The organism is Campylobacter concisus, from assembly GCF_003048605.1.
Classification (GTDB): Bacteria; Campylobacterota; Campylobacteria; order Campylobacterales; family Campylobacteraceae; genus Campylobacter_A; species Campylobacter_A concisus_BM.
In genome coordinates, this window is record NZ_PIRX01000005.1 from 28327 (window position 1) to 54002 (window position 25676).

Sequence of the window (25676 nt, forward strand, 5' to 3'; positions counted from 1 at the left end):
TATTGCTTTACTTTATAATATTTGCTTATATATCAACATTTTTAGTGTTAGATCTGACTAAGTTTTCACGCTTTAACAAAATAGTATTAGTTGCACTCTATCTATTTTTAATATTGTTTATTGGCGCAAGATACGAGGTTGGTGGCGATTGGAATTATTATTTATATGAAATATTTTATAAAGATGCAAAGACTGATCTTGGATATGAAATTTTAAGTCTAATTGGAAAAAATATTTCTGCGCAACATGGGATCATTTTTTTAAATTTATGCTGCGCTTTTTTATTTTTAAGTTGCTTATTTTTTCTGGTAACTAGATTTAGATATCCTTTTGCTGGATTGCTTGTTGCATTTCCTTATAGTATTACGGTGATAGCTATGGGATATACCAGGCAAAGTGTTGCAATAGGGTTTGGCTTTGTAGCGATGTACTTTATGGCAAAAAATCATAACTTAAAATCCGTGATTTTTATTTTAATTGGTAGTTTATTTCATAAGTCGATTGCTGTATTACTGATATTTTTACCATTGCTATATTTAAGACAAGTTGATATAAAAAAAGTTTGTATGGGTATAGTATTTTTTCTTGTTCTTGCATTGATATGTTTTAAATTTGATATTTTTACTGGATATATCAGCAAGATAAAATTTTTATATTTATCTGATATGCACTATTCTAAAGGTGGATTTATTAGGATTGCTATCCATATTATTCCTCTTATCTTATATATATTTATGAGAAAAGATATAAAAAATAGAAATAATATAAATTACATATTATTCGATGAGCTATCCATTTTAATAGTCGTGGCTATGTTTTTGTCTATATTTTTATCTACTTTAGCGGATAGGCTTGGTTTATATTTTATATTTTTTGATATCGTAATTTTTAGTATTTTTCTAGAAAGACTAGAAATAAAGTTAAAATTTACCTTAGCATTTTTAATCATAATAGAAAATTTTTTGATCTTTTATATTTGGTATAACTACTCGTTTTATGCTATTCATTATTGGCAACCCTATAAAAACTTTTTTTTGGAGATGCTATGAAAATTTTTATAATCGGCAATCTCGCCTCCACGATGATAAATTTTAGAAAAGAATTTATTAAAATGCTTGTATCAATTGGGCATGAAGTTTATTGCTTGGTTAGTGACTACGATAGAAAAAGTAGAGAAAAAATAAGCTCTTTTGGTGCAATCCCACTTGACTATACTTTAAATGCAAAAGGCTTAAATCCATTTAAAGACGTTATTGCTACGTTTAATTTGATTAGGCTATTTAGGCAGTATAGGCCAGATGTAGTTTTTTCTTTTTTTGTTAAGCCAGTCATTTTTGCAACTATAGCTGCAAAAATAGCAAGAGTGCCACGACTAGTTGGTATGATAGAAGGGCTTGGTGGGGCTTTTACTGTCCACAAGAGCGGTCAAACAAAAAAGGCGAAAATTATCAAGATAATACAGATTTTTCTATATAAAATTTCCTTACCACTTCTTGATGAACTTATCTTTTTAAATAACGATGATAAAAAAGAGCTAATAGATACTTATAATATAAATGTAAAAAGTGTAAATATACTGGGTGGCATAGGTGTTGATTTGGAAAAATTTTCATACTCTAAAGCAACAAGTGATCCCGTTAGTTTTATATTCATAGGTAGATTGCTTACAGAAAAGGGTATTTTTGAATATTTAAAAGCCGCTAAAATGGTTAAAGATAAATATAAGGATGTAAATTTTTATATATTAGGTGGTTTTGAAGAAAATAATCCATTTGGATTAAATAAAGAAGAGCTAAGGCCTTATCTTAATGATGAAATTGTCATTTTTCCAGGATACGTAAATAATATAAAAGATTGGATCACAAATAGTTCGGTATTTGTCTTGCCGTCATATAGAGAGGGTGTGCCAAGGAGTTCGCAAGAGGCGATGGCAATAGGAAGAGCTGTTATAACAACAGACACTGTTGGATGCAGAGAAACGGTCAAGGATGGTGTAAATGGCTTTTTGGTACCGCCATACAATAGCGATGTGTTGGCGCAAAAAATGATGTACTTTGTAGAAAATCCAGAAATGGTAATTCAAATGGGTATTGAAAGTAGAAAAATCGCAGAAGAAAAATTTGATATAAATGAACAAAACAAAAAGCTTATGAGTATAGTTGTTGGATATAAAAACTAGAGATTTTTAGCTTTTTTATTTTCTAGGCTATCCCCTCACTCCACCTTATATCTAGTGCTACGTATGGTTTTTAGGCAAATAGTTGGTATCTTGGCTCTTATCTCTCGCACGAGCGATATTATGCGATCTTGCGATAAGGTTTCGTTTTTGTATAGGTGATGATCTATCTCGTCGTAGGTGACGACGTGTGACGAGTTTTTGCATAAAATTTCAAGTAGCTGACTCTCTTTTTTGCCAAGATAGATGACTTCGCCCTCTTTTCTTACGCAAAGGGAGTCTTTGTCAAAGACTAGACCATTTTTTAGCTCAAATTTAGAGCCTAAAAGCACCTTGCAAAGCTAAAGGCGTGAAATAAAAACTCTTCAGGGCAAAATGGCTTATAGTAAATCCTCTTAAAAACGCTAGTGATGCTAACGCCCCGCAAAAGCATAATGGGAGTGATGTTTTGGCTATCTCTTATAAATTTAACCAGATCAAGGTTTAAATTTCTAGCCTTTACGTCAAAAACGTACAGATCATATCTGTTGCCACACTCAAAGTCTTTAATGACTTCGCTAGCGCTTTTTAGCTGCATCATCCTAAACCCAAAGCGGTAAAGCGATGCATTTAGGATGACATTTTGCTCAAAGTCGCTTAAGAGCAGCAAAGCTTCTTTGTTAGCCAGCTAGACCGCCACCAGCTGGCTTTTTAGCGTCTTTTTCAGCCTTTTGTTTTAAAAATTCCTCTTCGTCTTTTGTAGGTTTGTACTCATCTTTGAAGAATTTTTGCTTAGTTTCGATCCTCTTTTCGATCATCTTTTTATCGTAAATTTTATACGATGGCTTCCAATACTCAAGATAGTTTCTAAAGCCAGCGCCGTGACCTGCGTCGTAGTGGCAGCTTACGCATTTTAGCTCTTTAGGGGTATCAAGGAGCTTTTTGTAGTGAGCGTGCATCTTTTGAGCTTGCGCTGAGGTTTTGTTGCTATCTATTACATTTGTATGGCAGCTTGTGCAGCCGTTGTCAAAGACGAAATGCTCGCGGTTTTTGAGGTTTTTATGCCAATCAATAGCGTTAGGATCGCCAAAGAAATGCACCCAGCCCTCTAAAATGCCGTTTTTCGCCTTTGTTAGGGCGTATTTTGCGATGTTGTCATGTGGTATGTGGCAGTCGACGCATCTTGCTTTGATGCCGGTTTTGCCGTTTCCGCTGTGGACGTCGTCATTGTAGGCGATGACCATAGGGTCCATCTCGTGGCAAACTATGCAGAATTTATCCCCACTCGTCTCATCAAGCGCATAATGAACTGGTAAAACGACTAAAAATCCAACAATTCCGCTTATTAATATGATAAGCGCTAGTAATTTTTTTGAAATTTTCATGGTGTTACCCCCATCCATTGCGGAACTTCATGCGCGTGGCACTCAGAACACATATTTGTAGACTCTTTATGCTCGTTGTGGCATTCGTCGCAGTACAAATTTGGACCGTCGTGAACTGAGTTGTGAGGATTTGCTTTTAGAGTATCCATGAATTTTAGTCTATCGGCTAGGAGTTTTTTGGTCTTGTGGCAAGATAGACAGCCAGCGTCACCGATCGCTTTAAATTTGCTAGGATCATCGCCTTGGTTTTGGTGACAATCAACGCAGTCAAAGCTTAGGTGTTCATGATGAGGTTTGATCTTATACTTGGCTCTTAGCTCATCAGAGACTACTATTTTTGTGACGTTTAGATCGCCCTTTGGCATATCAGCACCAAAGAGATGAAGCGAAAATAAACAGGCAAAAATAGCAACTAATTTAAGCTTTCTCATACCCTTTCCTTTCTATTAAGATTTTATAAACATCAAATTTCAACGGAAAACTAATATTTTTGCTTAAACTTATTTTTATGAAATTATAGTCCTTGCTTGATTAAATCTGCATTAATAATATTTTAGAGTACTAAAATATAGACTAGTTTTATAAAGTTAAATTTTAAAGAAAATGGCAATTAAGCTAAATAAAAAGGAAAATGAAATATAATCCTAAATCTTTGGTCCCGTAGCTCAGTTGGTAGAGCACTACCTTGACATGGTAGTGGTCGATGGTTCGAGTCCATTCGGGGCCACCATTTCTATTTCAAATTTCCCAAAACCTAAAATCAAATAAATAAAATTTAAAAATATTTTTTGTAACTCTACCATTTTTAAATTTTGTGTAAAACTCCTAAAATACGGTAAGTTTTTACTAAATTTAACTACAAAATTTACAACTTCACATTTCTAAAATGTCACAACTGTACCAAAGTACAATAGCAAAGAACTAAAATATTTACTTATAATTGCAGCATAAAAACTAAAAACATAAAAAGGAAATGTTATGAGTAAAGTTAAAGGATTAATAAAATCAATAATCGGCACGGATGCCATCGTCGCAGTTGATGCTAATGGAAATCAAAGAACTCTAAAAGCAGGCGACGTGATCTATGACAATGAGGTCATAAAAGAGCAAGACGGCGTAAAGGTCGAGGTGCAGGCTGAGCAAACTCAAAATGAAAAAGCTAGTGATGAGACTGGCAAAGAGGTAGCATCGCTACAAGAGCAACTACTAAATGGTAAAAATATCTCTGATCTTGAAGAGACTGCAGCTGGCGGCACTCAATCAGCAGGCGGAGTAAGCTCGAATGGTGTGAGCCTTGGTGCTGCTGGCTTTGCAAATGGCGGTCATGAGTCAAACATCAATGCGAATTTTGGCGATCTAAGCTCTCAAGCAAATGCAAGTGCAGAGGCTTTTACAAATGTAAGCGGTGGCGCAAGCGAGGAGGGCTTTAGTCTTGATACACTTGCGGCTGCGATAGATAATGCATATAACAATATATTCTCGCAGCCACTAGAAGTATCTGTCACAGCAGTTGATGATAACGTAGTGACTGGTAATACAGATCAGGCAGTAAGCGGCAACCTTGACATCGAGGGCAATATCTTAGAGCATGAAAATTCACAAAGAACAGGTCTGCATATCACAAACGATAACACTCCAACTTTGGTAGGCAAGGCTACTTCAAACGCTACTATAAGCATATTTGATGGTGAAGGTGAAAATGCACCACTACTTGGTACGACAACTACTGATAATGATGGCAACTGGTCATACACACCAAATTCGCCTTTAGCTGATGGAGATCATAAATTTACTATCGAAGCTAGCAAAGTAGCTGCAAACGGCGAAGAGCTAAAAGCTACAAGCACGCAAGAGATAACTGTTGATACAGACAATAGCACCTTGTCTATCACAAAAATATCTACTGATGACTTTTCTGACTTGTCACACTATAACACAATGTATGATAGCAATAAACAATACGACTTTTCACCGACCATAGAGGGCAAAGCAGAGCCGTTTGCTGATATAAATTTGGTTATCAAAACTGCTGATATTATTAATCGCGATGGCTTAGGTAACTCTTGGCTAGGCAAAGCAGCTCAAGTGGTCGAAGAGCTAAGCGCCAAGGCTGATGCTGATGGCAACTGGAAAGTCGAAAGTAGCGTTTTAAACAATAGAGATTTTGAATACACAGCCCAAGCTTCATCAGTAGATGAGGCTGGCAATAAATACGCAGAACCTCAAGCAACGACATTTTATATGCCACTTGAGCCTATAACTGTTGCTCCAACTGACCACCTATAATATAAATTTAATGTGGAGAGCCTCTCTCCACACACTCTTAAATCTACTTCAAATACTCTTTTACGTTGTACTCTTTGCCAGCGTCGTGATCTTTTAAAAGTTTAGCCACGACTGGGCTTAGAAGGATAATGGCTATCAAATTTGGCACAACCATAAGGCCGTTAAACATATCTGCTAAACTCCAGACAAAATCAACCTTTTGCAAGCTGCCTAAAAAGACAAAAACAACAACTAAAATTTTAAAAATTTTAACCGCTTTTGCGCCAAAAAGGTAGCGCACGTTGATCTCAGCGAAGTAGTACCAACCAATGATCGTCGTAAATGCGAAGAAAAATAGGCAGATCGCCACGAAGCTATAACCGCCAGTTTTGCCAAATATATGTGACGAAAACGCCTCTTGCACCAAGGTGATGCCAGTAAAGACTGCCTTGCCGTTTTCAAAGCTGATGACGTTTGCGGTTAGCACCACAAAAACGGTTATATTTAAGATGACAAAGGTGTCTATAAAGACGCTCATTATGCCAAGGACGGCTTGATCGACTGGGTGTTTGACGTTTGCAGCAGCGTGTGCGTGCGGAGTTGAGCCCATGCCAGCTTCGTTGCTAAAAAGTCCCCTTGCGATGCCGTATCTCATAGCAGCTGCGATGCTAGCTCCAGTTGCCCCACCCCAAGCAGCCGAAGGGTCAAACGCAGCTTTAAATATTAGTGAGATCGCCTCTGGGATTTGGTGAAAATTTAATGCGATGATAACCACGCCAACGACGATATAAAGTAGCGCCATTAGTGGCACGATCTTTTCAGCGACCCTTGCGATCGCCTTTACGCCACCTATGAAAATTAGCGCGCAAATTAGAGCCAAAAACGCCCCTGTTAGCCACTGCGGTATGCCAAAAGCGCCGCTAAAGCCGTCTGATATAGAGTTTGCTTGAACCATGTTGCCGATAAAGCCAAGCGCGATGATGATAGCGATAGCGAAAAATCCAGCTAGAAATTTCGCCCATTTGCCTTTTAATCCGCGGCTTATGTAAAAGGCTGGACCGCCTATCGTGTGGCCGCTGTCATCTTTGGTGCGGTAAATTTGAGCGAGGCAAATTTCAGCAAAATTTGTAGCCATGCCTAAAAATGCTGCGCACCACATCCAAAATATGGCCCCCGGACCACCCATGATAAGCGCTGTGGTCGCACCCACGAGGTTTCCAGTGCCAACTTGCGCCGCGATCGCCGTTGCGACTGCCTGAAACGAGCTCATACCAGCCTTGCCAGCAGCCTCGCCGTGAAGTGAGAAATTTCCAAAAAGTTCGCCTAAACCCATCTTAAATTTAAAAATCTGAACAAAGCCAAGTCTAATGGTGAAAAATAGTCCAGTGCCGCAAAGTAGGGCGATAAGAAAGTATGGACCCCAAAGAAATGAATTTATACTTTCAACGCAGTTATTTAAAATTTCAGCAAAATTTGTAGGCATTTTTTAACTTTCGTGATTGATTTGGATTTAAGAAGTATATTTGAAAAAATATAAAATTTAAATTAACTATTAAAAAATCATGGCCGAGCTAAATTTTTACAAAAGCGCCCTGCAAAACCATGCTTGAGTAGTAGTAAAAGCTGTAAAATAGCCTATCATCATAGCTTAGCTCGTCTTGATCAATGGTCTCAAGATACTTTGGCTCTAGCATTTGCTCCATCTTTGCAAGTGGCTTTGCATGATCTATCTGTTCTATTTTTTCGCAAATTTCAAGCATAAATTTAAAAAAGAGTTCAAGCTTACGCGAGATAAATTTAGCTGCCTCGCCTTTTTCGCCTAGCGCACTTTTATAAATTCTCACTAAAAAAACGAGCGCAAAGGGCGTTGCGTGCCAAAATGTCTCTTGATATTCACACTCACCAAAGATCTCATCAAGTAGCTCGCTAAGCTCTTTTTCGTCAAATTTGCTCTTTTTTACAGCCTTTGCAAGTGTGTTTAAAATTTGCGCAAAAAGCTCCGCCGTGCCGTAGCTACAGCTTAGCCTATCCCACGACACGTCTTTTATCTTTAAATTTGCTATATATTCTAAATTTTGCTCGACCATGTGCGTACCTTTTTAAATTTAAAGAGTAAAGCCTAAATTTAGCCCTTTGCCCTTATCTTTTCTAGCCACTCATTTAGCGTTTTTTCAAAGCCTATGCCCTTGCTTTTGTAAAAAACGAGCGGTTTTTCTAGGTATTTTTGCTCGACCCAGCCGCCAAAATCATGCGGATAAAGGTAGTCTTTGCTCTCTTTTGTGTGATTTTTTAGATATGGTGGAATTTTTAAAATTTCTTCGCTTTGCACGTATCTTAGGGCCGCATTTATCGCGTTGTAACTGGAGTTTGACTTTGGCGAGCTGGCTAGATAGACGGCGCACTGAGCCAGTATGATCCTAGCCTCTGGAAAGCCTATCTCTTTTACGATGCTTAGCGTGCTGGCAGCTAAATTTAGCGCATTTGGGTTTGCGTTGCCGATGTCTTCGCTGGCAAATATCGCCATCCTTCTAGCGATGAAGTCCGCACTCTCGCCAGAGTCTATGAGCCTTGCGAGGTAGTATATGACGGCGTTTTCGTCGCTTCCGCGCAGGCTTTTTATAAAAGCGCTTGCTAGCTCGTAGTGCGTGTCATCCTCTTTTGCTCCCTCTTTTAGGGCGTTTTGGCGAAGTGTTTTTAAATTTTCTATACTCACGTTTTCATCAAGCGTAACGGCAAATTCGAGTAAATTTAGCATAGCCCTTGCGTCGCCACCGCTACTTTTAAAGAGATACTCCTTCGCCTCCTCGTCAATGCTAAATGAAATTTGCTCCCTGATCTTACTAAGAAGCTCTTCAAAATCGCTACTGCTAAGCGGTCTAAACTCAAAGAGCATCGAGCGGCTTCTGATGCCCGAGCTTAGCGTGAAAAAGGGATTTTCAGTACTTGCACCGATGACTAGGGCTTTGTAGTTTTCCATGGGGATGAGCAGTGCTTCTTGCTGGGTTTTGCTAAGCCTGTGTATCTCGTCTATGAAAAAGAGCGGTTTATTTAGGGCGTTTTCGTAGTTTTTTAAAATTTTACGAAAGTCATCTATCTTTAAATTTCCGCCGTCAAACTCGTAAAAGTCGTAGTTTGCTCCGTTTGCCACTGCCCTTGCAAAGCTCGTCTTGCCACAGCCTGCTGGACCATAAAATATGGAGTGCGGTATCTTGCCGGTGGCTATAAATTTTAAAAAGGCCGCCTTAACCGCCTTTTGACCGCAAATTTCATCCAAGTTTTTTGGTCTAAACATAAGTGCAAGCGAGCTCAAATTTACTCCTTTGCCGCTTTTGGTAAAATTTTGGCCTTTGCGCTAAGGCTCTCTATCTTTAGCTCGTAAATTTTCATATTTTTTAGCCCATACTCTGCCGCCACGTCAAAGGTGCTCATCGCGTAGGCGGTGTATTTTTGGCTGAGAATTTTTAAAATTTCATATCTTTTGGCATCATCTGTCACTTCGTAGGCTCTTGTTTTTGCGATGGCGCTTTTGTATTCAGTCGTAAAAACCTTACCGCCAAGCGCCTTGCCGTCGTCTTTTATCATTTCTAGCTCGCTATCATTTAGGTGTGGGACTTTATTAAAGCTCACGCAGACAAACTCCACTTTTCGCCCATTTTGAAGCAGCTTAGCCTTGCTACCAGCGGTCGCTCCGTGGATAAAAATGCTCTCACCAACTCTAACAGGCGAGATCGGCACGCTAAAAATTTCTCCCTCATCATCCACACATGAGATCACGCCGTATTCGCAGTTATCGATAATCTCAAGCGCCTCGTCAGGGCTTAGTTCTCTATCTTTTCGCCTCATTTTCATCCTTTTTTTGCAAAATATTTTAAAATTTAAGTGCTTAAAGGCTAGTATAACGCAAAAATTTCAAGGAAAAATATGAAACAATTTGCCATTGTTGCCCTTTTTCTGGGCGTAAATTTATTTGGTGCAAGCGAGGTTTGCAAGGAGTATGTCAAGCAAAGTAGGCTCTATCTTGACGAGCTTTATGCCAAAGAGAGCAAGAAGCTTGCGGGTGATGAGAAGGCGCTAAGGCTTTTTGAGCTTAAATTTGATGAGTTTAAGCAAAGACAAAGCGGCCAAGAGGCGATGATAATGCAAAATAACGATGAGAAATTTTGCAAAAGCGAGCTAGAAAAGGTAAATAAGCTTCTTTCTGAGCTTAAAAAATAGCTCAAATTTTAGCGTTTAAGTCCCACTCGATGGGCGTTTTGCCGTGGTTTGCTAGGTAGATATTTGCCTTTGAAAAGTGCCTGCAACCAAAAAACGCCCCACGAGCTAGCGGACTTGGGTGGGCTGCTTCTAAGATGAGGTGCTTGCTGGCGTCTATTAGCGGCGCTTTTGCCTTGGCTGGGTTGCCCCAGAGCATAAAAACTACGTTTTGTAAATTTTGGCTAATCTTTCTTATAACTGCGTCTGTAAAGCCCTGCCAACCAAAGCCAGCGTGAGAATTTGCCACTCCAGCACTAACGCTTAAAGTTGAATTTAATAAAAGCACGCCTTGCTTTGCCCACTTTGTAAGATCGCCGCTATTTGGCTCTTTTATGCCAAGATCGGCGTAAATTTCTTTATAGATATTAACAAGGCTTGGCGGCACTCTCACGCCACTTGGCACTGAAAAGCTTAGCCCCATGGCTTGATTTGCGCCGTGATATGGGTCTTGTCCAAGGATGACGACTTTTACGGCGTGAAATGGTGTTAGGTTAAATGCGTTAAATATAAGCCCGCTTGGTGGATAGACGACACCAGTGCTCTTTGCTTTTAAGAAATTCTCTTTGACGCGTGCGAAATTTTCGCTCAAAAACTCATCTTTTAGCACCTCTTTCCAGCTTGGCTCGATCTTTACGTCATCTAAATTTATCTGCATTTTCCTGCCCTTTTTTGTTTTAGCGGTATAATTTTAACTAAATTTATCCAAAGGAAAGAGCTGTGTCAGAGCAAATTTTTAATAAAATCCACGATCTACTTAGCAAAAATGGGGCTAAATTTAGAGTGATAGAGCATGAGAGCGCTAGGACTTCAGAGGAGGTCGCTAAGATAAGAGGCACGAAGATGAGTCAGGGCGCAAAGGCGCTGGTCTGCTCTATAAAAGGCGTTGATGAAGCTAAATTTAGAGAAATTTTTAAAGATGAAAATGTGCTAGATGGCTACTTGCTAGATGATGAAAAGCCAGCGATGAAGGCTGGTAAAATTTACTTGCTCGCGGTCTTGCCAGCTGACGAGCAGGCTGATCTTGACGCGCTTACGCAAAAATTTGACGGTAAAAGAGCAAGCCTTGCTAGTCCAGAGGAGGTTACAGCGCTTGCTGATTGCGTATTTGGCTCGGTTCCGCCATTTAGCTTTCATAAAAATTTGCACCTTGTTGTGGATGAGAATTTGCTAGAGCGAAACGAGGAGATCACCTTTAATGCAGGGCTTCTTAATAGATCAGTCGTTTTAAATGCAAAAGACTACGCCAGGATAGTAAAGCCAGTTTTTGTTAAATTCGCAAAAGAAAAGTGCTAGGCTAATCACTTCCTAGCACTAAATTTGTCGGGAGAAAAATGAATTTAAGTAATGCAAAGACGAGAAATTGCTAAATTCATTTCAGGAGCAAATATTATCAAGGATAATCTTAAAATATAATAAATTATATTGATAAAATATGCATATTTTAGGGATTTTTATCTTTATATATAAAAAAATATATTTTAAAAACCAAAAATTTTGGCTCAAATTTCATTAAATTTAAAAAGAATTTATAAAAATTTGCTTAGCAATTATTAAGTTTAGCTTAAAGCCCATTTCGATAAAATCCTTAATCGTTCTTTTATCGTAAAAAAGACAATTTGATATAAGGAAAAACAATGAGCGATATCATCGCATACAAACTAAATGGCGAAATAGTCGATACTCAAAGTATCGCAGGGCGTGAAAGTAGTGCTGAGCCTGTCTATTTCGACAACTCAAAAGAGGCACTACACGTTATCAGACACTCCTGTGCACACCTCATGGCACAAGCTATCAAATCACTCTATCCAAAGGCGAAATTCTTTGTCGGACCAAACGTAGAAGATGGATTTTATTATGATTTTAGAGTTGATGATGAGGGCACGAAGCTAGGCGAGAGCGATCTAGCAGCGATCGAAGATAAGATGAAAGAGCTTGCTGAGAAGAAATTTGACATCGTTAAAACCTGCTCAACTAAAGCTAATATGAGTGAGAAATTTAAAAACGACGACCTAAAACAAGAGGTCTTAAAAAGAATTCCAGATGGCGAAGTGAGCAGCTATGCACAAGGCGATTTTGAAGACCTTTGCCGCGGACCACACCTGCCAAATACTAAATTTTTAAAATTCTTCAAGCTTACACGCGTGGCTGGTGCGTATCTTGGCGGCGATGAGAGCCGTGAGATGCTAACTAGAATTTACGGCACAGCTTACGCAGACAAAGAGAGCCTAAAAGAGCACATCCGCATCATCGAAGAGGCTAAAAAGCGCGATCACAGAAAGCTTGGCGTCGAGATGAAGCTATTTACATTTGATGAAGAAGTGGGTGGTGGTTTGCCGATATGGCTACCAAATGGCGGGCGCTTAAGATCAAAACTAGAGCAACTTCTATACAAAGCTCACCGCGACCGTGGCTATGAGCCAGTGCGAGGACCTGAGCTTTTAAAGGCTGACGTGTGGAGAAGAAGCGGTCACTACGCAAACTACAAAGAAAATATGTACTTTACAACGATCGATGAGACAGAGTATGGCATCAAGCCGATGAACTGCGTTGGTCACATCAAAGTTTATCAAAGCGATATCAGGTCTTACCGTGATCTACCGCTTAAATTTTTTGAGTACGGCGTCGTACACCGCCATGAGAAAAGCGGCGTGCTTCACGGACTTTTCAGAGTTAGAGAATTTGCACAAGATGACTCACATATCTTTTGTATGCCAAGCCAGATCAAAGAAAATATCCTAGAAATTTTAAAATTTGCTGGCAAGATAATGGAGAATTTTGGCTTTAACTACGAGATGGAAATTTCAACAAAGCCAGCCAAAGCGATCGGTGGCGATGAAATTTGGGAAACTGCTACAAAAGCGCTAAAAGAAGCTCTTGATGAAAATGGCTTTAAATACGGCATCGACGAGGGCGGCGGCGCATTTTATGGACCAAAGATCGACATTAAGATCACCGACGCGCTTAAGAGAAAGTGGCAGTGTGGCACGATACAAGTGGACTTTAACCTGCCAGAGCGCTTTGATCTAGGCTACATCGATGCAAATAACGAAAGACAGCGCCCTGTAATGCTTCACAGAGCCTTGCTTGGCAGTTTTGAGAGATTTATAGGAATTTTACTTGAGCACACTGCTGGCGAGCTGCCATTTTTCGTAGCTCCAACGCAAGTCGTCATCGTGCCTATTAGTGATGCGCATTTAGACTACGCAAAAGAAATTTCACGTGAGCTAAGAAAGATCAACGTCGATAGCGAGATCGCAAGTAAAAATGAGAGTTTAAATAAGAGAATAAGAACGGCAGAAAAACAAAGGGTGCCTATGATAGTCGTGCTAGGAGACAACGAAGTAGCGAACAAGAGCGTTGCATTGCGCGACAGACAGGCTAGGACGCAGAGCGATATGAGCTTGGCGGAATTTATAAATTTAACGAAGGAGAAACTTAGTGAGGTACATTTTTGAGTAAGGAAAATGAAGTATTGCTCAATGAGGACATAAGGGCGAGAGAGGTAAGATGTGTAGGGGATGATGGCACGGCATACGGTGTCATCTCAAGAGATGAGGCTTTAGAGATCTCAAACAAGCTTGGGCTTGATCTAGTGCTTATAGCGCCAGATGCGAAGCCACCAGTTTGCAAGATAATGGACTATGGTAAATTCCGCTATCAGCAAGAGAAAAAGCAAAAAGAGGCCAAGAAAAAGCAAAAAACCATCGAGATAAAAGAGATAAAACTCTCTGTCAAGATCGCCCAAAACGATATAAACTACAAGGTTAAACACGCAAGCGAGTTTTTGCAAGATGGCAAACACGTTAAATTTCGTGTATTTTTAAAGGGTCGCGAGATGAGTACCCCAGAGGCTGGAGTAGCCATGCTTGAGAAGGTCTGGGAGATGATCAAAGATGAAGCTGATCGCGACAAAGAGCCTATAATAGAAGGTCGTTATGTAAATATGCTTGTAACTCCAAAAAAGGGTTAAATTCTCACAAAGAGCAGGCTAGGGCTTGCTCTTTTTCATTAAATTTTTAATACAAAAACTCACAAATAACTATTTTCAAAAATTCTATCATTTTTATATTTGCTAAATTTACGCGATGGCGTTTGCGGTTGATGTGGTTTGCGGTTAAATTTTGTAGGATGAATTTAGACGCGGCTTAAATTTAGTAAATTTTGATTTTTGCTTACTGGAATTTAATACTTTGACATCACTTGTATAGACGTTGTGCTGAAAATAATATAGACAAATTGACTTTCTTGCGAGTTTGTAAATTTAAGTGTTTGTGTGGGTGTTTTAAACCAAATTTTGTCTAATTGCAGGCTAAATTTGGTAAGAAACTTGATTATTTGCAGCTTAAATTTATCAAATTTTAATCTTTGCTTAGCAGAATTTAATCATTTTACCATCGCTAGCGTGGGTTGCTTTGTTGAAATTTGACTTGGTAAAGCCAACTTGTTGGAGTAAATTTGAAAAGTTCTTTTGAGCTTACAAATTTTTAGCGCTTGCGTGAGTGTTTTAAGCTAATTTTCGCCTAATATCTAGCTAAATTTGGCAAGAGAAATATTGTTTTAATAATACTTTTTATGTGGTGACTAAAATTGATAAGAAATTTGCTTATTTGTAGGTTAAATGCAGTAAATTTTAATTTTCACTTACCAAAATTATCCCACCTTTTTACTGCCTCTTACGTGAGCGATTTGCTGAAATTTGACCAAGCAAACACCATCTAGTAAAGTAAATTTGAACTTCTTGTGAGTTTATAAATTTATGTTGCGTGTGCGAGTTTTTAGGCTAAATTTAGTAAGAAATTCGCTTGTTTGTAGTTTAAATTTATAAAAGAGAATTTAGGCTGGACGAGCCTAAATTTACTAAATTTCATATGCCGTTTCTTGTCAAAAAAGTGCTTTTTTATCTGCTTTAGAAATTTTAGGTCTTGTTCGCTTTTTGGTAGGATTTTGTCATTTAGCTTTACTATGTCGAAGTTGCAAGCGCTATAAAAATTTCTAGTTTGTGACACACCTGCTACAAAGCTTCTTCATCGTCAAATAAGCCACGCATAGACCGCACCACTTGTGCAATCAAGCAAAATATCCAAGGATCTCCCACAGCAAAAACTTTTAATTTTTTACTGCTCAAACCTCGCCACTCCACCATTTGCCGCCATATCAGCTTTTTAATAAATTTATATCAGAAGCTCTAAAAAAGTGGTCTGCTCGCTACCCTAGTGAAATTTAACCAAGCTTCAAATTTACATCTGTCACGCCAGCAAAATTTGTCAAAAAACACTCTATACACACCGCATAAAATGCTTCAAGCTTGCGTAAATTTGCTAGCTTGCTAGTAGAATTTGCCATGCAAAAGGCAAATTCTATTTTGCCTAAAAACCATAGCCTGCCTAGTACCCATTTACGTCCAAATTTAGGTTGGACGTAAATTTACAGAGCCAAAATGGCCTACACATATCCTTGATCTATCATCGCATCAGCCACTTTTCTAAAGCCAGCGATATTTGAGCCAAGCACCAAGTTGCCCTCATCGCCAAACTCTTTACTCGTTTCGTAGCTTAGTTCAAAGATGTGGTTCATGATGCCATGAAGTCTGCGATCGACCTCTTCAAAGCTCCACGAAGTCATGCCAGCATTTTGCATCATCTCAAGTCCGCTTGTGCCCACGCCACCAGCGTTTGCCGCTTTTGCTGGAGCAAAGTGAAAGTCTTTTTGTTCAAGCATGAAATTTATCGCATCAAGCGTGCTTGGCATGTTCGCGCCCTCAGCTACGAAGCGGCAGCCATTTGCGTAAAGCACTTTTATGTCGGCTAGGTGAAGCTCGTTTTGTGTCGCGCATGGGAAGGCTCCGTCGCATGGCACGTCCCAGACGCCGTTTCTGCCCTCTTTATATTCGCTCACGCTTACATATTTTGCATTTGGTCTAAATTTGGTGTATTCGCTAAGGCGAGCGCGTTTTACTTCTTTTAGCTCTTTAAGTACCGCTAGATCGATGCCCTTAGCGTCATAGACATATCCGTTTGAGTCAGAGACGGTGATAGGCAGTGCGCCTGCTTGATAGAGCTTTTCTACTGTGTAGATGGCGACGTTTCCGCTACCGCTGACGCTGCATTTTTTGCCCTCTAGATCAAGTCCAGCTTTTTTTAGCATGTTTTGAGTGAAATATACTAGTCCGTATCCAGTAGCCTCTGTGCGCGCTAGGCTGCCACCCCAGTTTAGCCCCTTGCCAGTTAGGATGCCATCAAATCTGCCGGTTAGCTTTTTATACTGGCCAAACATATAGCCGATCTCTCTAGCGCCCACGCCGATGTCGCCTGCTGGCACATCCACGGTGTTGCCGATGTGGCGATATAGCTCGCTCATAAATGCTTGGCAAAAGCGCATTATCTCGCCCTCGCTCTTGCCCTTTGGATCAAAGGTGCTGCCGCCTTTTGCGCCGCCGATATTTACGCCAGTGAGCGAGTTTTTGAAAATTTGCTCAAATCCAAGAAATTTTAGCACGCCAAGATCGACGCTTGGGTGGAGCCTTAGACCGCCTTTGTATGGGCCAACGGCTGAGTTAAACTGCACGCGGTAGCCGTTATTTACCTTTGGTCTGCCATCATCGCCCGTGTATGTCACGCGAAAGATCACCGTGCGCTCAGGGATGACGATACGCTCTAGGATCGCGTGTTTTTGGTACTTGCTCTCTCTTTTGATAAGCGGCTCTAGGCTGTTTAGAACCTCAGTCGCAGCTTGGACAAAGACGCCTTGACCTGGGTTGGTCTTCTTTATCCACTCCATCGTTTGTTCGATGTACTCGCTCATTTTTGCTCCTTTTTCCTTTTTTTGTAGTTAAATATTAGCTCGGCTAGAAAAAATTTTTATTTAAAGATATTTTAATATTTTTATTTTGGGCAATGAGTGTTACATATCGAAACTAAATTTATAAAAAGTGGTTTTTGCTTTGGTTGCTAGGATAAATTTATAAAATTTACTAAATTTGCGTCATCTCTTGCCAAAAATCAAGTGCTGTGTCGTCTGCTTGGACAAAATTTAGGATTTGCTGGGCTGATGGCATAGTTTCATCATTTAGCCTTGCTATATAGGTGCTAGCAATCGCTATGAAAAATTTTTCAAAGTCGCTCGCAACGCGCCTGCTGCAAAGCTCCTCATCTTCAAGTAGCCACGCATAGACCGCACCACTCGTGCAATCAAGCAAAAATATCCAAGGATCACCCACGGCAAAAACTATCAAATTTGCTGGCCTCTCCTCGCCACTCCACCATTTTCCACCAAACTCATCTACGCTGTTTAGGCGCGCTAACTCGCTTGCGTAGTCGCCTCTGGAGCCAAAGCTGACATTGCAAATTTCAAAATTTCCAAGATCAAATTTGCTTAAAAGCTCTGTAAATTTATCTGGAAAATTTACGCCAAGGCTCTTTTGCGCTTGCATAAGCGCCGAAGCGTCCTTTTGCGGCAAAAGCCTCATGCCAGTCATACCATCTTGCTCTAGCGGCAAGAAAATTTGATCTAGCTTCCCAGCGATCTCATCTAGTTTTAAAAACATATCGGTCCTTAAATTTGCTAAATTTGGCAAATTTTATCAAATTTAACCCAGCGCGCTTTGAAATTTGGGTTATAATCGCCATAAATTTAAGGAGCTAGCATGGTTAGATCATATCCTCTTGATATGCCTGGCGTGGAGTTTCGCGGGCACGGCGTAACTGGCATTTACGAGATGAATGGGCGCATTGCCTTTGTGCATTTTGCTTTTGGGGTGCCTAGCGAGTTAGAGATAGCTCAAAAGCTAACGCCAAACTACGTGCTACTAGATACATTTTCGCGCGACTTTAGCGAACATAAAAGATCAACACTTACCTACAAACAAAGCGAAATTTTCATAGCCAGCGACGCACTTTGCTACCCAGAAAATGGCTACTTCGTGCTAAATACTAGATACTACAAGGGCTACATAAACTCCCCAGCAAAGCTTATAAAGATAAGTGACGGGCAGATGAGCGAGCTCGGCGTTGCTAATGAGCCCATAAAAGAGATATATAACGACGCTAAAACGTATGAATTTGATGGCTTTTGCGTGCGAATGAGTTCGCCATTTATGATGGAGTGCAAAGAAATTTTGGACAGCGCAGAGTTCAAAAGCGAAGCAAAAGATGAAAATTTAAACGCTAATTTGCCGCCAAAAGAGCAGGGCGCAAGGATAGGCAAGACCATCTGGCGGCTAAAGCTTGGCGCATATCTCTACACGCCAGTCTGCCTGAATGATGGGGTGCTTTACTTTGGCACCGCTGGCAAGGGCGGAGATCTATACGGCGTGGATGCAAAAAGTGGCGAGGTGATATTTAAGTTTAAAACCAGTGGCACGGAGCATTTTGTTTGGGTCGAGGGTCAAATTTTGCTCGCAAACCGCAAAAATAAGCCAGTTTTGATAAGTGCCAAAGATGGCTTGCTATTAAAAGAGATAGAGTTTGAGAAATTTAGCCTTAGCGCAGATCAGATCATGCTAGTAAGCGGTGGCAGGCTCTATGCTGTGGCAAATGACGGAGCTAAAATTTACGCAGTTTGCGCAGAAATTTAGCCTTGGCGAAATTTATCGCCAAAGCTGAAATGAGATAAATTTATCTCTTCTTTTTATATCTTTTTATCGCCTCTACGATGACCTCTTCTAGGTCGTCATTTGGCTCTTTGTTCATATCGTCGTAGGTGTTTTCAAGGATAGTTTTTAAGTTTTTCTCAACGTAGCTAGTATCGAAAAATCCCCTTCTAAATTCCTTACTTTTGCTGATCGTTAGCAAAAATGGGATGATCGTTCGCACGCCCTCGATGGTAAATTCTTCAAGTGCTCTTTCAAGCTTATTTACAGCAAGATCGTAGTCGGTTGCTTTGACGATCAGTTTTGCGATAAGTGAGTCGTAAAATGGCGGTATGGTGTAGTCCTTATAGACGTGGCTATCGACGCGCACAGATGGGCCAAGAGCTGGGTAGTAGCCCTCGATCGTGCCTGGTGCTGGGATGAAATTCTCCCAGACATTCTCAGCCGTGATCCTTGCTTCTATCGCGTAGCCGCGCGGCTTGATGTCGCTTTGCTCGATCTCTAAAATTTCACCAGCTGCTATTCTTATCTGCCTAACGACTAGGTCATGGCCTGTGATCTCTTCAGTGATGCCGTGCTCCACTTGGATACGGGTGTTCATCTCCATGAAGTAAAAGTTGTTGTAGTCATCTAGCAAAAACTCGATCGTACCTACGTTTGAGTAGCCCACAGCCTTTGCAGCAGCCACAGCAGTCACACCCATGATCTTTCTTAAATTTTCGCTGATAGAAGGACAAGGTGCAATCTCGATGATCTTTTGGTGGCGCCTTTGGATAGAGCAGTCACGCTCACAAAGGTGGATGATGTTGCCGTAGTTGTCACCTAAAATTTGAAACTCGATGTGGCGAGGGTTTACGACAAGCTTCTCCATAAAAACCTCGTCGTTGTTAAAGTATGCTTTTGCCTCTCTGGTGCACGACTCAAAGGCATCTTGCATATCTTCTTCTTGCCAGACCTCCCTGATGCCACGGCCACCACCACCACCACTTGCTTTTAAGATGACAGGGTAGCCGATGCGTCTAGCGTGCTCTTTTATGGCGTCCATGCTCTCATCATTTAGCTTTTCAGTGCCTGGCACTATTGGTATGCCGTTTTTCTTCATTAGATATCTAGCGATGTTTTTATCGCCCATTTTCTTGATGACTTCAGCCTTTGGACCGATGAAGATGAGCCCAGCATCCTCAACTGCCTTTGCAAATTCGTAGTTTTCGCTTAAAAAGCCGTATCCTGGGTGTATCGCGTCAGCCCCGCACTCTTTGGCAAGCTTTACGATAGCTTTGGCGTCAAGATAGCCCTTGATCGGATCTTCACCCACTTGATAGGCCTCATCAGCGATCCTTACATGCAAGCATTCGCTGTCTGGTGCTGTGTAAATTCCTACGCTTTGGATGTGTAAATCCCTACAAGCTCTGACTATCCTAACTGCGATCTCACCACGATTTGCGATAAGAATTTTGTGTATCATAGGCTATCCTTTTTGAGTTTTTCTTATCATATAACTATTCGTTTTATTTTTAGATAAATTTGTTAAGTCTGGTTTTAAAATTTGAGTGCAAAGGCTAAATTTACACTCAAATTTCTTTATTTGCTGATGATTTGTGGGAAAGGTGTGGCTAGGGCTTTTTTGCTAAAGTCTTGCGACTCGATCGTGAAATTTGTAGCAAATCTTTGAATGCCCTCTTTTTTATAAGCACGCCTTTGGATGGTAAAAAGGACTAAATTTCCGCCTTGCTTGGTATAGCGATATATCGAGTGCTCGGCTGTTGGCACGCCATTTAGGTTTGAAAATATCGTGATATCAAGATAAATTTCATTTACCAGCGAGCCCTTTTTATAAGCTACTTTTAGCCCTTTTGCTTTTAGCTCTTTTAGATCATTTATCTTTTGCTCGACTGCTTGCTCGATCGTCGCTTCAAATTTAAGCATATTTAGCGAGAGCATGTAGCTAAAACTATCTAGCTTCTCGCCAGGCAGCAAGTACTCCTGCGTGAATAAATTTGGCACAGGCTTGGCTGAGCCTGCTAGTGAGTAGAGTCTGTTGTCAAATTTTATCTGCATCGGCTCAAAATACTGAGTAGCTGCGAGCAAGAGCGCTGGCAAGGCGATAAATGCTAAAAATTTCTTCATCAAATTCCTTTAAAATGGATTTACTATCATTACCCAGATGATGATGAGCATCGCGATAGTTGGCACTTCGTTGTAAGCTCTAAAGAAGATGCCGCTTTTGTTACAGCGTTTCTCCTTGAGCTGCTTCATGTAGCGTCCAAGGTCTAGGTGATAGATAGCCATTAAGATGACAACTAAAATTTTGACGTGGATGTGACCAGTTTTTATAAGATCAGGCATCGCTATAAGTATCAAAATGCCAGTTACAAATGAGCCAATGAGCGCTACCCAGCCGATGTAGTGATACATCTTGTACTCCATCACCTCTACCACTTTGACAAAGTCTGGCTTGTCCATGTTTTCTACGTGATAAACGTAGAGCCTTGGCTGATAAAACAGCACTGCCATCCACGAGATGAAAAACAAATAGTGGAGGTATTTTAAGTAAAGATAATATTCTGCCATAACGTCTCCTTATCTAAAAAGTATCTCTTTTCTAGCTTCAAATTCAGCCTTGCTGATCGCACCACTCTCAAAAAGCTCGTAAAGCCTTTTTAAGTCGTCCTCTTTATCTTTTAGTTTTACTCTCTCTTTTAGCTCGGCCTTTTGTAAATTTTTCTCGACATAAGCGCCAACCAAAAATGCGTCGATGATCCACCAAATGCCCCAGATCATTAAAAATGGTATGCCTATAATGAAATAAAACGTAGCATACCCAACGAAAAATAACCCCATCATCAAAAAGCCAGTGATAAATTTACCAAGGTAAATTCTATGCGCTCCAAGCCAGCCAGTAAGTAGCCAAAGCGCGTATGCGACGTAGATATTATTTCCCACTCTCTCTCCTTTTTCTAAAACTTTGCCAAAGTATCATCACGACGCAAAGATCGATCATCACATCAGCGAAGTTAAAGACTGCAAAGTTAAACCACTTATGCCAAAAGACGTAATCCACGACGCCGCCATGGATAAATCTATCTGTGATGTTTGAGCTGCCAGCTCCCAGCAAAGCTCCAAGCCAAATGGCATGTGAGCAAAGCAGCTTTTTTTCAACGACTAGATAGATAAAAACGCCTAAGATAAGGGCGATCTGGATAAATTTCAGCCACTCATCTAAAAAGGCAAACATTGAAAATGCAACGCCCTTATTATATGTAAGCACTAGCGAGAAAAACTCGCCCTCCCACGAAAAACCATCTATAAATATCATCTTTATCACTTGATCAACGATAAAAATGAGAAAAAATGCGATGAAAAATTTAACCAAATTTCTACGCATTTAGGGCTTTTACAAAAAATTTCTCAACTTCATCCATGCGTTTTTCAACTAAAGTTTGATTTTTGCCCTCAAGCAAAAGTCTGATCAAATTTTCAGTGCCAGAGTATCTAAAGAGCGATCTTATGCCCTCTTTTGCAAGGCTAGCCTCAAGCTCTTTTAGCCCCTCTATCTTATCAAGCGGCTTTTTCTCTGTGATCTTTAAATTTAGCAAAATTTGCGGATACGGCTTTAGCTCGCCAAAAATTTCACTAGCTTTTTTGCCTTTTTTAAGCATCATCGCAACAACTTGCATTGAAGTAACAAGGCCGTCGCCAGTCTTAGCGTAGTCGTTAAATATGACGTGTCCGCTTTGCTCGCCGCCAAAATTTATGCCATTTTCTTTCATCATCTCAAGCACGTATTTATCGCCTACATTTGAGCGAAGTAGCTTGATCTTGTGAGCTTTTAGATAGTCATCAAGCGCGGCATTACTCATTACTGTAGCCACGATGGCACCGCCTTTTAGAGTCTTTTGCTCGTGCAAAAATGCAGCCAGTGAGCCAAGTATCGCATCTCCATGCACTACTTCTCCGTTTTCATCGACCACGACAAGCCTATCAGCATCGCCGTCAAATGCAAAGCCGATGTCAGCACGAAGCCTTTTTACCTCACTTGCTAGATCTTCTGGGTGAAGTGCGCCACAGTTTTGGTTGATATTGCTACCATTTGGCTCGTCGTTTATGACGATGACATCAGCTCCAAGCTCGCTAAATACAGTTGGTGCGACCTTGTAAGCAGCTCCGTTTGCCACGTCTAAAACTACTCGTAAATTCTTTAAATTTAGCTCTTTTGGGAATGAATTTTTGATCTGGACGATATATCTGCCGATAACATCGTCGATTCTCTTGTTTGCGCCGATCTCTGTCATTGTCTTTTGGGCGTTTGCGATGAGCTCGTCGTCGTAGAAGATTTTCTCTATCTCGGCCTCTATCGTCTCATCAAGCTTGTTGCCAAAGCTATCAAAAAATTTGATGCCGTTATCGTAGTATGGGTTGTGCGACGCACTTATCATTATGCCAGCGTCACAGCGCATATTTTCTGTTAAAAATGCGATCGCAGGTGTTGGCATAGGGCCTATTTGAAGGACGTTGTAACCAACTGCAGTTAGCCCTGCAACGATGGCGGTTTCGATCATATAGCCGCTTTTTCTTGTATCTTTTCCAACCAAAATCACATTTGTCGCTGAGGTCTTTCTAAAGTAAATTCCAGCAGCCATTGCAAGGCGCATAGATGTTTGAGCTGAAAGCTTTTCGCCAGCCTTGCCACGAACTCCGTCTGTTCCAAAAAGTTTCATCAATTTATCCTTTTTATTATAAAATGGTGCTATTTTATCAGAAATTATCAAATTTAAAATCTAAAATTTTATTTGTTTTAAAGCAGACTTAAATTCAGTTACAATTAAATATATTTTTCATATAATCACGGACTAAAATTATCAAAAAAGGTATATTATGGCAAACCATAAATCTGCTGAAAAAAGAGCTAGACAAACTATAAAAAGAACAGAAAGAAACAGATTTTACCGCACTAGACTTAAAAACATCACAAAAGCAGTGCGTGTAGCTGTAGAAGCTAAAGATCTAAATGCTGCAAATGAAGCTTTAAAAGTTGCTAACAAAAGCATCCACAGCTTCGTAAGTAGAGGCTTTTTGAAGAAACAAACTGCTGCTCGCCGCGTTAGTCGCCTTGCTCAATTAGTAAATACTCTAAAAGCTGCTTAATCTATTAAATTTTAATGTTTGCTGATAAACTTCATCCATTTTTGGATCGCTATGATGAAATTTCTACGCTTCTAAGCGATCCAAATATAGCAAACGATATCGAAAAGATGACAAAGCTCTCAAAAGAGCAATCATCTATCGAACCAGTCGCAACTGCTGCAAAAAAATATCTACAAATTCTAAATGATATTGACGAGAACAAAGCCCTGCTTGAGGACTCTGAGCTTGGCGAGCTTGCAAAAGATGAGCTTAAAAATTTAGAAATTTCAAGAGAGAAGCTTGAAGAAGAGATCAAAATTTTACTTCTTCCAAAAGATCCAAACGATGATAAAAATATATTTTTAGAAATTCGCGCAGGTACTGGTGGTGACGAGGCTGCACTATTTGTTGGCGATCTTTTTAACGCTTACATCAGATATGCAGAGCTTCGTGGATATAAATTTGAGATTGTTAGCCAAAGCGAGGGCAACACTGGCGGTTTTAAAGAGATCATCGTGCTCATAAAGGGCAAAGGCGCTTACTCAAGGCTAAAATTTGAAGGTGGCACACATAGGGTTCAGCGTGTGCCAGAGACTGAGAGTCAGGGCAGGGTGCACACCTCGGCTGTGACTGTGGCTATCATGCCAGAGGTTGAAGATAACGAGATCGAGATCAATCCAAATGATATAAGAGTTGATGTTATGAGAAGCTCGGGCCATGGCGGCCAGTCAGTAAATACAACTGATAGTGCCGTTAGGATCACGCACATACCAACAGGACTTGTTGTCACAAACCAAGACGGCAAGAGCCAGCACAAAAACAAAGAAGCTGCGATGAAGGTGCTAAAAGCTAGACTTTACGAGATGCAAGAGCAAGAGAGACTTGCTAAAGAGACTAGTGAGCGCAAGAGCCAGGTTGGTACTGGCGACCGCTCAGGCAGGATAAGAACTTATAACTACCCGCAAAACCGCATAAGTGATCACCGCATAAATTTAACACTTTACCGCCTTGATGCGATCATGGCTGCAGGATTATTTGACGAGATCATCGAGCCGCTTATCACTCACTATCAAGCAGAAGCAATGCTTGAAGCTGGTATCTAAGCGCAAAATTTATAAATTCTTACTAAATCACTAAAAATCAAAAATCTACAAACTAAGATATAAAGCCATCTGATCTTGAAACGATCTTAGTTTGTCTGCTTTATAATAAAAAATAATATTTATTTATATATTTTTCAAAAATAATTCAAATTAAATTTTTAGATTTTAGTTCATTTAGTGCGATATTTTGGGCTTTGGTAAATTATAAATCTTTACTTGTAATATTAAAAAATTTTATTAATTGATCATGAGTTTGCATTAACAATAATACTCTATAATACCCAAACATTAAATCAAAATAAGGAGAAAATATGTCACTAAGTGCAAGAAATCAACTAAATGTTGAGATATCAGAAGTAAGAACAGGTGCGGTAAATTCGCTAATAGCTGGCAAACTAGCAGGTGGCGAGGTGCTAAAAGCAACTATTACAGTTGATAGCGAGAAAGCTCTTGATCTTAAAGTTGGTAAAAAAGCTATATTTTTATTCAAAGCTTCAAGCGTTATCGTTTCAAAAAATAACCACATCAAGCTAAGCGCTACAAATCAAATCAAAGGCGTTGTGAGCGAGATAAAAGACGGCGCTGTAAATGCTGAGGTTATCATCGACGCAAACGGCAGCAAAATTTCAGCTGTTATCACAAAAGAGTCAGTAAATGGCATGGCTTTAAAAGTTGGCGACGACGTAACTGCGATCATCAAAGCAACTCAAATCATAGTTGGCGTTAAATAATTTTCGGGGCAAATTTGCTCCGATCCTCTTCTTCTAAACTAATTTATAAATTTAAGCAAATATCCAAAACTA

30 protein-coding genes and 1 tRNA gene are annotated in these 25676 nt (G+C 40.1%); 12 read left to right on the forward strand and 19 right to left on the reverse strand.

Going from position 1 to position 25676, the window contains the following annotated elements; translation table 11 throughout:
* Positions 1-2 precede the first annotated feature (2 nt).
* Positions 3-1049, forward strand: a complete 1047-nt coding sequence (locus CVS86_RS04865) for an EpsG family protein (protein ID WP_107791161.1) — start codon at positions 3-5, stop codon at positions 1047-1049.
* Positions 1046-2179: a glycosyltransferase family 4 protein gene (locus tag CVS86_RS04870; RefSeq protein WP_103639753.1), complete on the forward strand. Its 1134-nt coding sequence runs from the start codon at positions 1046-1048 to the stop codon at positions 2177-2179. The genes CVS86_RS04865 and CVS86_RS04870 overlap by 4 nt, the downstream gene beginning before the upstream one ends.
* Before the next feature lie 35 nt (positions 2180-2214).
* Here CVS86_RS04870 and CVS86_RS09895 read toward each other — a convergent pair whose 3' ends face one another.
* From CVS86_RS09895 to CVS86_RS04885, 4 genes are read right to left on the reverse strand one after another with little or no spacing between them, the layout of a single operon-like run.
* On the reverse strand, positions 2215-2508 hold the full coding sequence (locus CVS86_RS09895) for a winged helix-turn-helix domain-containing protein (protein WP_199906521.1): 294 nt from the start codon (positions 2506-2508) through the stop codon (positions 2215-2217).
* A complete protein-coding gene (locus CVS86_RS09900; RefSeq protein WP_199906522.1) occupies positions 2499-2825 on the reverse strand; it encodes a hypothetical protein in 327 nt (108 codons plus the stop codon). The genes CVS86_RS09895 and CVS86_RS09900 overlap by 10 nt, the downstream gene beginning before the upstream one ends.
* A 10-nt stretch (positions 2826-2835) precedes the next feature.
* Positions 2836-3540 carry a cytochrome c3 family protein gene (locus CVS86_RS04880; protein WP_107791162.1) on the reverse strand — a complete coding sequence of 235 codons (705 nt, stop codon included), beginning with the start codon at positions 3538-3540 and terminating at the stop codon, positions 2836-2838.
* Positions 3537-3971, reverse strand: a complete 435-nt coding sequence (locus CVS86_RS04885) for a cytochrome c3 family protein (protein ID WP_107791163.1) — start codon at positions 3969-3971, stop codon at positions 3537-3539. The genes CVS86_RS04880 and CVS86_RS04885 overlap by 4 nt, the downstream gene beginning before the upstream one ends.
* 223 nt (positions 3972-4194) lie before the next feature.
* On the opposite strand from CVS86_RS04885, the gene CVS86_RS04890 reads away from it, so the two are divergent.
* A tRNA-Val gene (locus CVS86_RS04890) sits at positions 4195-4270 on the forward strand.
* A gap of 248 nt (positions 4271-4518) precedes the next feature.
* Complete coding sequence (locus CVS86_RS04895; RefSeq protein WP_107791164.1) at positions 4519-5826, forward strand: Ig-like domain-containing protein; 1308 nt, start codon at positions 4519-4521, stop codon at positions 5824-5826.
* Between the two features lie 43 nt (positions 5827-5869).
* On the opposite strand, the gene CVS86_RS04900 is transcribed toward CVS86_RS04895, so the two are convergent.
* The 4 genes from CVS86_RS04900 to CVS86_RS04915 all read right to left on the reverse strand — a co-directional run bounded on the left by CVS86_RS04900 (position 5870) and on the right by CVS86_RS04915 (position 9648).
* On the reverse strand, positions 5870-7288 hold the full coding sequence (locus CVS86_RS04900) for an alanine/glycine:cation symporter family protein (protein WP_107791165.1): 1419 nt from the start codon (positions 7286-7288) through the stop codon (positions 5870-5872).
* Between the two features lie 88 nt (positions 7289-7376).
* Positions 7377-7892 carry an ATP-dependent DNA helicase RuvA gene (locus tag CVS86_RS04905; protein ID WP_107791166.1) on the reverse strand — a complete coding sequence of 172 codons (516 nt, stop codon included), beginning with the start codon at positions 7890-7892 and terminating at the stop codon, positions 7377-7379.
* A gap of 38 nt (positions 7893-7930) precedes the next feature.
* Positions 7931-9097, reverse strand: coding sequence for a replication-associated recombination protein A (locus CVS86_RS04910; protein WP_234399236.1), 1167 nt, complete (start codon positions 9095-9097; stop codon positions 7931-7933).
* 20 nt (positions 9098-9117) lie between these two features.
* Complete coding sequence (locus tag CVS86_RS04915; RefSeq protein WP_107791168.1) at positions 9118-9648, reverse strand: pyridoxamine 5'-phosphate oxidase family protein; 531 nt, start codon at positions 9646-9648, stop codon at positions 9118-9120.
* Between the two features lie 78 nt (positions 9649-9726).
* Here CVS86_RS04915 and CVS86_RS04920 point away from each other — a divergent pair, with 78 nt between their 5' ends.
* The gene (locus CVS86_RS04920) at positions 9727-10020 is read left to right on the forward strand and encodes a hypothetical protein (protein WP_107791169.1); all 294 of its coding nucleotides are present in this window, start codon (positions 9727-9729) and stop codon (positions 10018-10020) included.
* Position 10021: 1 nt separating this feature from the next.
* Here the strand turns inward: CVS86_RS04920 and ung are convergent, their stop codons facing one another.
* On the reverse strand, positions 10022-10714 hold the full coding sequence (gene ung / locus CVS86_RS04925; RefSeq protein WP_107791170.1) for a uracil-DNA glycosylase: 693 nt from the start codon (positions 10712-10714) through the stop codon (positions 10022-10024).
* Between the two features lie 62 nt (positions 10715-10776).
* Here ung and CVS86_RS04930 point away from each other — a divergent pair, with 62 nt between their 5' ends.
* The 3 genes from CVS86_RS04930 (at position 10777) to infC (ending at position 14029) form a co-directional block, all read left to right on the forward strand.
* Positions 10777-11352 carry a YbaK/EbsC family protein gene (locus CVS86_RS04930; protein WP_103581237.1) on the forward strand — a complete coding sequence of 192 codons (576 nt, stop codon included), beginning with the start codon at positions 10777-10779 and terminating at the stop codon, positions 11350-11352.
* Positions 11353-11693: 341 nt separating this feature from the next.
* A complete protein-coding gene (thrS, locus tag CVS86_RS04940) occupies positions 11694-13514 on the forward strand; it encodes a threonine--tRNA ligase (protein WP_107791171.1) in 1821 nt (606 codons plus the stop codon).
* The gene (infC, locus tag CVS86_RS04945) at positions 13511-14029 is read left to right on the forward strand and encodes a translation initiation factor IF-3 (protein ID WP_009295104.1); all 519 of its coding nucleotides are present in this window, start codon (positions 13511-13513) and stop codon (positions 14027-14029) included. Before thrS ends, infC begins: the two co-directional genes overlap by 4 nt.
* An 805-nt stretch (positions 14030-14834) precedes the next feature.
* On the opposite strand, the gene CVS86_RS04950 is transcribed toward infC, so the two are convergent.
* The 4 genes from CVS86_RS04950 to CVS86_RS04960 all read right to left on the reverse strand — a co-directional run bounded on the left by CVS86_RS04950 (position 14835) and on the right by CVS86_RS04960 (position 17602).
* The gene (locus tag CVS86_RS04950) at positions 14835-15065 is read right to left on the reverse strand and encodes a hypothetical protein (RefSeq protein ID WP_107791172.1); all 231 of its coding nucleotides are present in this window, start codon (positions 15063-15065) and stop codon (positions 14835-14837) included.
* A gap of 214 nt (positions 15066-15279) precedes the next feature.
* Positions 15280-15402: a hypothetical protein gene (locus CVS86_RS10120; RefSeq protein ID WP_265094621.1), complete on the reverse strand. Its 123-nt coding sequence runs from the start codon at positions 15400-15402 to the stop codon at positions 15280-15282.
* 99 nt (positions 15403-15501) lie between these two features.
* A complete protein-coding gene (gene gdhA, locus CVS86_RS04955) occupies positions 15502-16860 on the reverse strand; it encodes an NADP-specific glutamate dehydrogenase (RefSeq protein ID WP_107791173.1) in 1359 nt (452 codons plus the stop codon).
* A gap of 169 nt (positions 16861-17029) precedes the next feature.
* The gene (locus CVS86_RS04960; protein WP_107791174.1) at positions 17030-17602 is read right to left on the reverse strand and encodes an SMI1/KNR4 family protein; all 573 of its coding nucleotides are present in this window, start codon (positions 17600-17602) and stop codon (positions 17030-17032) included.
* Positions 17603-17701: 99 nt separating this feature from the next.
* On the opposite strand from CVS86_RS04960, the gene CVS86_RS04965 reads away from it, so the two are divergent.
* Positions 17702-18631 carry a PQQ-binding-like beta-propeller repeat protein gene (locus tag CVS86_RS04965; protein ID WP_107791175.1) on the forward strand — a complete coding sequence of 310 codons (930 nt, stop codon included), beginning with the start codon at positions 17702-17704 and terminating at the stop codon, positions 18629-18631.
* Between the two features lie 40 nt (positions 18632-18671).
* On the opposite strand, the gene CVS86_RS04970 is transcribed toward CVS86_RS04965, so the two are convergent.
* From CVS86_RS04970 to glmM, 6 genes are all read right to left on the reverse strand, one after another.
* Positions 18672-20111, reverse strand: coding sequence for an acetyl-CoA carboxylase subunit A (locus CVS86_RS04970; protein WP_004317286.1), 1440 nt, complete (start codon positions 20109-20111; stop codon positions 18672-18674).
* 116 nt (positions 20112-20227) lie between these two features.
* Positions 20228-20773 carry a hypothetical protein gene (locus CVS86_RS04975; RefSeq protein ID WP_107791176.1) on the reverse strand — a complete coding sequence of 182 codons (546 nt, stop codon included), beginning with the start codon at positions 20771-20773 and terminating at the stop codon, positions 20228-20230.
* A 9-nt stretch (positions 20774-20782) separates the two neighbouring features.
* Positions 20783-21217 carry a CopD family protein gene (locus CVS86_RS04980; RefSeq protein ID WP_004317437.1) on the reverse strand — a complete coding sequence of 145 codons (435 nt, stop codon included), beginning with the start codon at positions 21215-21217 and terminating at the stop codon, positions 20783-20785.
* Positions 21218-21226: 9 nt separating this feature from the next.
* Positions 21227-21589 (reverse strand): NINE protein, encoded by a 363-nt coding sequence (locus CVS86_RS04985; protein WP_107791177.1) that lies wholly within the window; start codon positions 21587-21589, stop codon positions 21227-21229.
* Positions 21579-22031 carry a signal peptidase II gene (lspA, locus tag CVS86_RS04990; protein ID WP_107791178.1) on the reverse strand — a complete coding sequence of 151 codons (453 nt, stop codon included), beginning with the start codon at positions 22029-22031 and terminating at the stop codon, positions 21579-21581. The genes CVS86_RS04985 and lspA overlap by 11 nt, the downstream gene beginning before the upstream one ends.
* On the reverse strand, positions 22024-23364 hold the full coding sequence (gene glmM, locus CVS86_RS04995; RefSeq protein ID WP_103651815.1) for a phosphoglucosamine mutase: 1341 nt from the start codon (positions 23362-23364) through the stop codon (positions 22024-22026). Before glmM ends, lspA begins: the two co-directional genes overlap by 8 nt.
* Before the next feature lie 157 nt (positions 23365-23521).
* Here glmM and rpsT point away from each other — a divergent pair, with 157 nt between their 5' ends.
* From rpsT to CVS86_RS05010, 3 genes are all read left to right on the forward strand, one after another.
* Entirely contained in the window at positions 23522-23791 is a 270-nt protein-coding gene (gene rpsT, locus CVS86_RS05000) for a 30S ribosomal protein S20 (protein ID WP_004317319.1), read from the forward strand.
* 14 nt (positions 23792-23805) lie between these two features.
* Positions 23806-24873: a peptide chain release factor 1 gene (prfA, locus tag CVS86_RS05005; RefSeq protein WP_107791179.1), complete on the forward strand. Its 1068-nt coding sequence runs from the start codon at positions 23806-23808 to the stop codon at positions 24871-24873.
* A gap of 311 nt (positions 24874-25184) precedes the next feature.
* Positions 25185-25604, forward strand: a complete 420-nt coding sequence (locus CVS86_RS05010) for a TOBE domain-containing protein (RefSeq protein ID WP_107791180.1) — start codon at positions 25185-25187, stop codon at positions 25602-25604.
* The last annotated feature ends 72 nt before the right edge of the window (positions 25605-25676 follow it).

What these genes read in the sequence shown, in the direction of transcription:
- CVS86_RS04870 (WP_103639753.1), top strand. Translation starts at nt 1,046, where the DNA reads ATGAAAATTTTTATAATCGGCAATCTCGCCTCCACGATGATAAATTTT.
- CVS86_RS04880 (WP_107791162.1), bottom strand. Translation starts at nt 3,540, where the DNA reads ATGAAAATTTCAAAAAAATTACTAGCGCTTATCATATTAATAAGCGGA.
- CVS86_RS04885 (WP_107791163.1), bottom strand. Translation starts at nt 3,971, where the DNA reads ATGAGAAAGCTTAAATTAGTTGCTATTTTTGCCTGTTTATTTTCGCTT.
- CVS86_RS04895 (WP_107791164.1), top strand. Translation starts at nt 4,519, where the DNA reads ATGAGTAAAGTTAAAGGATTAATAAAATCAATAATCGGCACGGATGCC.
- CVS86_RS04900 (WP_107791165.1), bottom strand. Translation starts at nt 7,288, where the DNA reads ATGCCTACAAATTTTGCTGAAATTTTAAATAACTGCGTTGAAAGTATA.
- CVS86_RS04905 (WP_107791166.1), bottom strand. Translation starts at nt 7,892, where the DNA reads ATGGTCGAGCAAAATTTAGAATATATAGCAAATTTAAAGATAAAAGAC.
- CVS86_RS04910 (WP_234399236.1), bottom strand. Translation starts at nt 9,097, where the DNA reads ATGTTTAGACCAAAAAACTTGGATGAAATTTGCGGTCAAAAGGCGGTT.
- CVS86_RS04915 (WP_107791168.1), bottom strand. Translation starts at nt 9,648, where the DNA reads ATGAGGCGAAAAGATAGAGAACTAAGCCCTGACGAGGCGCTTGAGATT.
- CVS86_RS04920 (WP_107791169.1), top strand. Translation starts at nt 9,727, where the DNA reads ATGAAACAATTTGCCATTGTTGCCCTTTTTCTGGGCGTAAATTTATTT.
- ung (WP_107791170.1), bottom strand. Translation starts at nt 10,714, where the DNA reads ATGCAGATAAATTTAGATGACGTAAAGATCGAGCCAAGCTGGAAAGAG.
- thrS (WP_107791171.1), top strand. Translation starts at nt 11,694, where the DNA reads ATGAGCGATATCATCGCATACAAACTAAATGGCGAAATAGTCGATACT.
- CVS86_RS10120 (WP_265094621.1), bottom strand. Translation starts at nt 15,402, where the DNA reads ATGGCAAATTCTACTAGCAAGCTAGCAAATTTACGCAAGCTTGAAGCA.
- gdhA (WP_107791173.1), bottom strand. Translation starts at nt 16,860, where the DNA reads ATGAGCGAGTACATCGAACAAACGATGGAGTGGATAAAGAAGACCAAC.
- CVS86_RS04960 (WP_107791174.1), bottom strand. Translation starts at nt 17,602, where the DNA reads ATGTTTTTAAAACTAGATGAGATCGCTGGGAAGCTAGATCAAATTTTC.
- CVS86_RS04965 (WP_107791175.1), top strand. Translation starts at nt 17,702, where the DNA reads ATGGTTAGATCATATCCTCTTGATATGCCTGGCGTGGAGTTTCGCGGG.
- CVS86_RS04970 (WP_004317286.1), bottom strand. Translation starts at nt 20,111, where the DNA reads ATGATACACAAAATTCTTATCGCAAATCGTGGTGAGATCGCAGTTAGG.
- CVS86_RS04975 (WP_107791176.1), bottom strand. Translation starts at nt 20,773, where the DNA reads ATGAAGAAATTTTTAGCATTTATCGCCTTGCCAGCGCTCTTGCTCGCA.
- CVS86_RS04980 (WP_004317437.1), bottom strand. Translation starts at nt 21,217, where the DNA reads ATGGCAGAATATTATCTTTACTTAAAATACCTCCACTATTTGTTTTTC.
- lspA (WP_107791178.1), bottom strand. Translation starts at nt 22,031, where the DNA reads ATGCGTAGAAATTTGGTTAAATTTTTCATCGCATTTTTTCTCATTTTT.
- glmM (WP_103651815.1), bottom strand. Translation starts at nt 23,364, where the DNA reads ATGAAACTTTTTGGAACAGACGGAGTTCGTGGCAAGGCTGGCGAAAAG.
- rpsT (WP_004317319.1), top strand. Translation starts at nt 23,522, where the DNA reads ATGGCAAACCATAAATCTGCTGAAAAAAGAGCTAGACAAACTATAAAA.
- prfA (WP_107791179.1), top strand. Translation starts at nt 23,806, where the DNA reads ATGTTTGCTGATAAACTTCATCCATTTTTGGATCGCTATGATGAAATT.
- CVS86_RS05010 (WP_107791180.1), top strand. Translation starts at nt 25,185, where the DNA reads ATGTCACTAAGTGCAAGAAATCAACTAAATGTTGAGATATCAGAAGTA.